This window comes from Ramlibacter sp., assembly GCF_028292805.1.
Taxonomy (GTDB): Bacteria; Pseudomonadota; Gammaproteobacteria; order Burkholderiales; family Burkholderiaceae_C; genus Ramlibacter.
Window position 1 is genome coordinate 1 of sequence record NZ_JAQGLS010000032.1, and the last position, 6,031, is coordinate 6,031.

6 protein-coding genes are annotated in these 6,031 nt (G+C 69.3%); all 6 read right to left on the bottom strand.

Annotated features, from left to right (window positions below; all coding sequences use genetic code 11):
• Window positions 1-1,001 (bottom strand): malic enzyme-like NAD(P)-binding protein (locus tag JWP65_RS01705; RefSeq protein WP_299759753.1); only part of this gene is annotated, 1,001 nt, incomplete at its 3' end.
• Between the two features lie 189 nt (window positions 1,002-1,190).
• Window positions 1,191-2,138, bottom strand: a complete 948-nt coding sequence (locus JWP65_RS01710) for a 2-hydroxyacid dehydrogenase (RefSeq protein WP_299759749.1) — start codon at window positions 2,136-2,138, stop codon at window positions 1,191-1,193.
• A 21-nt stretch (window positions 2,139-2,159) separates the two neighbouring features.
• A complete protein-coding gene (gene garD, locus JWP65_RS01715) occupies window positions 2,160-3,716 on the bottom strand; it encodes a galactarate dehydratase (RefSeq protein ID WP_299759750.1) in 1,557 nt (518 codons plus the stop codon).
• 10 nt (window positions 3,717-3,726) lie between these two features.
• The gene (locus JWP65_RS01720) at window positions 3,727-4,698 is read right to left on the bottom strand and encodes a tripartite tricarboxylate transporter substrate binding protein (RefSeq protein WP_299759751.1); all 972 of its coding nucleotides are present in this window, start codon (window positions 4,696-4,698) and stop codon (window positions 3,727-3,729) included.
• A gap of 26 nt (window positions 4,699-4,724) precedes the next feature.
• Window positions 4,725-5,828 (bottom strand): 2-hydroxy-3-oxopropionate reductase, encoded by a 1,104-nt coding sequence (locus tag JWP65_RS01725; RefSeq protein ID WP_299759752.1) that lies wholly within the window; start codon window positions 5,826-5,828, stop codon window positions 4,725-4,727.
• Window positions 5,758-6,031, bottom strand: a 274-nt coding sequence (locus JWP65_RS01730; protein WP_367280460.1) for an enolase C-terminal domain-like protein, incomplete at its 5' end; no start/stop codon positions are given. The genes JWP65_RS01725 and JWP65_RS01730, both read right to left, overlap by 71 nt.

The window sequence follows — 6,031 nt, forward strand, 5'->3', positions numbered from 1 at the left end:
AAGATGTAGGGAAAGCACAGCACGTTGTTGACCTGGTTCGGGTAGTCCGAGCGGCCGGTGGCCATGATGCAGTCGGGCCGCACTTCCTTGGCCAGCTCGGGACGGATCTCGGGCTCGGGGTTGGCCAGCGCCAGGATGATCGGCTTGTCGGCCATGGTCTTCACCATGTCCTGGCTCAGGACGCCGGGCGCCGAGCAGCCGAGGAACACGTCGGCGCCGTTGACCGCGTCGGCCATGGTGCGCTCGCTGCCGGTTTGCGCATAACGCGCCTTCGATTCGTCAAAACCGCCGGGCCGGCCTTCATAGATCACGCCCTTGGAATCGCAGACATAGATGTTCTCGATGCGCACGCCCAGCCCGACCATCACGTCCAGGCAGGCCAGCGCCGCCGCGCCCGCGCCCGAGACCGCCACGCGCACCTCGCCGATCTGCTTGCCGACCAGCTCCAGCCCGTTGAGCAGCGCCGCCGACGAGATGATGGCCGTGCCATGCTGGTCGTCGTGGAAGACGGGGATGTTCATCCGGTCGCGCAGCTTCTTCTCGATGTAGAAGCACTCGGGCGCCTTGATGTCTTCCAGGTTGATGCCGCCCAGCGTCGGCTCCAGCGCCGCAATGATGTCGACCAGCTTGTCGGGGTCGCGCTCGGCCAGCTCGATGTCGAACACGTCGATGCCGGCGAATTTCTTGAACAGGCAGCCCTTGCCTTCCATCACCGGCTTGCCGGCCAGCGGCCCGATGTCGCCCAGGCCCAGCACGGCCGTGCCGTTGGTGATCACGCCAACCAGGTTGCCGCGCGAGGTGTATTCCGCTGCCAGCGCCGGGTTGGCCTGGATGTCCAAACAAGGATAGGCAACGCCGGGCGAATAGGCCAGCGACAGGTCGCGCTGGTTCGACAGCGGCTTGGTCGGCATGACGGCGATCTTGCCGCGCGTCGGGGTGCGGTGGTACTCGCGCGCGGCCTCGCGCAAGGCCAGCTCGGCCTGCGAGGTGGGTTCCTGCATGTCTTTCATGGTGTCTCCTGGAGCTCTTGTTGACTGCAACGCTACGCCGTTCCGGCCGCCGGTGGGGCCGTGGAACCACGCAGTTGAAATGGTTTGGACCTGGAAGGTGGGAGTGGGCACGGCGCCGCGCTCAGCGGCAGGTGCCGATCGCGCCAGCCGGCAGGCGACTGCTGGCCGGCTGAGGGCACCTCAGGCCTGGCTGGGCATCGGAGTCCCGGCAAAAAACGCCGACAGATTGTCGAGCACGCGCTGCGCCATGGCCGTGCGGGTCTGCACCGTGGAGCAGGCGATGTGCGGCAGCAGCACGACGTTGTCCAGGGTGAACAGCTCCGGCGGCACGTGCGGCTCGCGCTCGAACACGTCCAGCCCGGCGCCGGCGATGCGCTTGTCGCGCAGCGCCCGCACCAATGCGGCCTCGTCGACGACGCTGCCGCGGGCGACGTTCACCAGGTAGCCTTTGGGGCCCAGCGCGTCCAGCACGGACTCGTTCACCAGATGCCGGGTTTCGGCGCCGCCGGCGGTGATCACCACCAGGAAGTCGCACCAGCGGGCCAGCTCCAGCAGCTGCGGCTCGTGCTGCCAGGCGACGCCGTCCACCGGCCGGCGCGAGTGGTAGCGCACTTCCATGTCGAAGCCGCTGGCGCGGCGCGCGATGGTGCGGCCGATGCGGCCGAGCCCGACCACGCCCAGCCTGGCGTTGCTCACCTGCCGCCCCAGCGGAAACGGCGGCGCCGGCTGCGCCGCCCAGCGGCCGGCGCGCACGTAGCGGTCGGCGGCGCTCAGGTTGCGGGCCACGTCCAGCAGCAGGCCGAAGGCGACGTCGGCCACGCAGTCGTTCAGCACGTGCGGCGTGTAGCCGACCGGGATGGCACGCGCCGCGGCGGCCGCCAGGTCGAGCTTGTCGAGGCCCACGCCGAAGCTGGAGACGACGCGCAGCTTGGGCAAGGCGCCGATCAAGGCGGCATCGAAGCCGAACGCGGGGGAGGTCGCCAGCGCCTGGAACTCGGCGCCGTGCACGGCCAGGAAATGGTCGCGGCCGGGACCGGCGGGCGGCAGCTGCCGGACTTCGTAGGTGTCGGCCAGTTGCTGCTCCAGGAAGGGCAGCAGGGGCAGGGCTTGCAAAAGGGTCGGTCGCATTCAGTTCACTTTCACGGCGTCTCAGGTCACCGGTGCCGGATTGAACAGCACCAGCGCGTTGTGCAGCTTCCACTGCTCGGCCCAGGTTTTCTTGCGGCCGCTGGCCACGTCCAGCATCAGCTGGAACAGCTCCCAGCCCACATCTTCGATGCTGGCGGTGCCGTCGGCGATCTTGCCCGCGTTGACGTCCATCAGGTCGTGCCAGCGCCGCGCCAGGTCGGTCCGCGTCGCCACCTTGATCACCGGCACCTGCGCCAGGCCGTAGGGCGTGCCGCGGCCGGTGGTGAACACGTGCAGGTTCATGCCGGCCGCCAGCTGCAGCGTGCCGCAGATGAAGTCGCTGGCCGGCGTCGCCGCGTACGTCAGGCCCTTCTGCCTGAGCTTCTCGCCGGGCGCGAGCACGCCGGTGATGGTGGAAGAGCCGGACTTGACGATCGAGCCCATCGCCTTTTCGACGATGTTGGACAGGCCGCCTTTCTTGTTGCCGGGCGTGGTGTTGGCGCTGCGGTCGACGCTGCCGCGCTGCAGGTAGGCGTCGTACCAGGCCATCTCCCGGATCATGGCCTCGGCCACTTCCGGCGTGCTGGCGCGCGCCGTGAGCTGGGCGATGCCGTCGCGCACCTCGGTGGTTTCGGAGAACATCACGCTGGCGCCGGCCCGCACCAGCAGGTCGGAGCAGTAGCCGACGGCGGGGTTGGCGGTGACGCCGGAGAAGGCGTCGCTGCCGCCGCACTGCACGCCCACCACCAACTCGCTGGCCGGCACCGTCTCGCGCCGGCGGACGTCGAGCCGGCGCAGGTGTTCCTCGGCCTGCCGCATGATGGAGTCGACCATCGACATGAAGCCGACATGGGCGTCGTCCTGCAGGCACACCACGTCCAGGTCGGGCGCTGCGCCGCGCTGGTCGGCGATCGGGATGCTTCCCGGCGGCAGCAGCCGCTCGGGTTGCAGCTTCTCGCAGCCCAGGCTGACCACCATCACCTCGCCGCCGAAGTTGGGGTTCAGGCTGATGTTGCGCAGGGTGCGGATCGGCACCACCGCGTCGGGCGCGTCGATGGCGACGCCGCAGCCGTAGCCGTGCTCCAGCGCCACCACGTCGTCGACGTTCCGGTATTTGGGCAGCAGCTCGGACTTGATGCGTTGCACCGCGAAGTCGGTGACGCCGGCGACGCACTGCACCGTCTGCGTGATGGCCAGGATGTTGCGGGTGCCGACCGAGCCGTCCGCATTGCGGTAGCCCTCGAAGGTGTAGCCCTGAAGCGGTGCTTGCGGCGCGCGCTGCTCGGTGGCGATCGGCAGGCCTTCCAGCCCGCGTGCCTGCGGCATCTGCAGCAGCCGCTCGTGCACCCAGCTGCCGGCCGCGATGTCCTTGAGCGCATAGCCGATGGGCACGTCGTAGCGCCGCACCACGCCGCCGGCCGGCAGGTCGAGCAGCGCCACCTTGTGGCCCTGCGGTACGGTGTCGCGCAGGACCAGGCCGCAGGCCAGCACGGTGCCGGCCGGCAGGCCGCCCAGGTTGGCGACGATGGCCACGTTGTCGGCCTCGTGCATGGCGATGGTCAAGGGGGCCTGCGTCATGACAGCTTCCTCAGTCGATCTTGATGTTGGCCGCCGCCACCACCTGGGCCCAGCGCTTGCGTTCGGCAGCGAAGAACTGGTCTTGCTCGGTCGGAGTCATCGTCACCACTTCGGCGCCCTGGCCGGCGAGGCGGGCACGCACGTCGGCGCTGCGGATGGCGGTGATCAGGGCCGTGTTGAGCTTCTGCACGATCGGCTGCGGCGTGGCCTTGGGCACCAGCACGCCTTGCCAGGTGCCGGACTCGAAGCCGGGAATGCCTTGCTCGGCGATGGTCGGCACGTCGCCGATCAGCGGCATGCGGGTCTGCTTGGACACCGCCAGCACCTTGAGCTTGCCGCTCTGCACGTGCGGCAGCGTGGCCAGCATCCCGTTCATCATCACGTTGGTCTGGCCGGCCACCGTGTCCTGGATCGCCTGGCTGCCGCCCTTGTACGGCACATACTGCCAGCGGGCGCCGCTGGCCTGCGCCAGCGCCACGCCGGCCAGATGCGGCGCGCCGCCGGTGCCGCTGATGGCGAAGTTCATGTCCTTTTGTCTGGACAGGGCCACCAGTTCCTTGAGGTTGTTGGCCGGCACCGAGGGGTGCACCACCAGCAGGTGCGGCGAGTAGGCCAGCATGGTCACGCCGCGCAAGTCCCGGGACGGGTCGAACGGCAGCCTGGTGTAGACCGACGGCGTGATCGCCAGCGCGCCCACGTCGCACAGCAGGAAGGTGTGGCCGTCCGGCGCCGACTTGGCGACGAAGTCGGTGCCCAGGTTGCCGTTGGCGCCGGGCTTGTTCTCGACGATCACCGAGGTCTTGAGCGTCTCGCCCAGCAGGTTGGCGATCGCGCGGGCGATGATGTCCGACGAGCCGCCCGGCGGATACGGCACGACGATGCGGATCGGGCCGGACGGCCACTTGTCGGCCTGGGCGAAGGCGGCCGGCGCGGCGATGGCGGCGGCGCCGGTGGCGAGCGCCTGGCGGCGGGTGATGGTCATGTCAGTCTCCCTGCGTTGAAATGGTGTCAGTCGGGCGCGACCTGGTGCGCGGCCATCAGTTCCAGTGCCCGCACCAGCGCCGAGTGATCGAGGCCACCCATGTCGTTGGCGGCGCACACCTGCATCAGCTGGGCGGCGCCGGCGGTCTGCGGCAAGGCCACGCCGAGCTCGCGCGCGCCTTGCAACGCCAGCCCCAAGTCCTTCTGGTGCAGGGCGATCCGAAAGCCCGGCGCAAAGATGCGCTTGACCATGCGTTCGCCGTGCACTTCCAATACCCGGCTGGCCGCGAAGCCGCCCATCAGCGCCTGGCGCACCCGGGCCGGGTCGGCGCCCGCCTTGCTGGCGAACAGCAGGGCCTCGCCGACGGCGGCGATGTTCAGCGCCACGATGATCTGGTTGGCCACCTTGGTGGTCTGGCCGTCGCCGACGCCGCCGACCAGGGTGATGTTCTTGCCCATCTTTGCCAGCAGCGGGCGAACGCGCTCGAACACCGCCTCCTCACCGCCGCACATGATGGTCAGCGCGGCGGCCCTGGCGCCGACTTCGCCGCCGGACACCGGCGCATCGACATAGTCGGCGCCCAGCGCATTGATCTTCTGCGCGAAGGCCTTGGTGGCCATCGGCGAGATCGAGCTCATGTCGAGCACCACCTTGCGCGCGCCGGCCGCGCCGGGCTGCAGTGCCTCGGCCACGCCGCCCGCGCCGAACAGCACGGCTTCCACGTCCGGCGTGTCCGGCACCATGGTGATGATCACGTCCGACTGCCGCGCCACCTCGGCGGCATTGGCGCACGTCACTGCCATGGTCTGGGCGATGGTGGCGGGCACCTTGCTGCGGGTGTGGACGTACAGCTGGTGGCCGGCGTCGGCGAGATGGCGGGCCATGGGCGCGCCCATGATGCCCAGGCCGATGAATCCGATGTTCATGCGTTTGCTCCTTGTCTTCGTCTTCCTCACTCGCTTGCGGGGGAGGGTTTGGGGTGCGGGCACACCCCGCGCCTGAACGAATGCCGCAGCGCCCCATTCCGGCCTTTCCCCGCAGGGGAAAGGAGGAATACCGTTATCTGACCAGCGCCGGGCGCTTGGGGTCGAACTTCCAGCCCGGCACCAAAAACTGCATGCCGATCGCATCGTCGCGCGAACCGAGCCCGTGTTGCTGGTACAACCGGTTCGCCTTGTCCAGTTCGGCCTCGTCGAGCGCGATGCCCAGCCCGGGCTGCGCCGGCACCCGCACGTAGCCGCCTTCGATCTTCAGCGGTTCCTTGGTCAGCCGTTGGCCGTCCTGCCAGATCCAATGCGTGTCGATGGCCGTCACCTTGCCGGGCGCCGCGGCG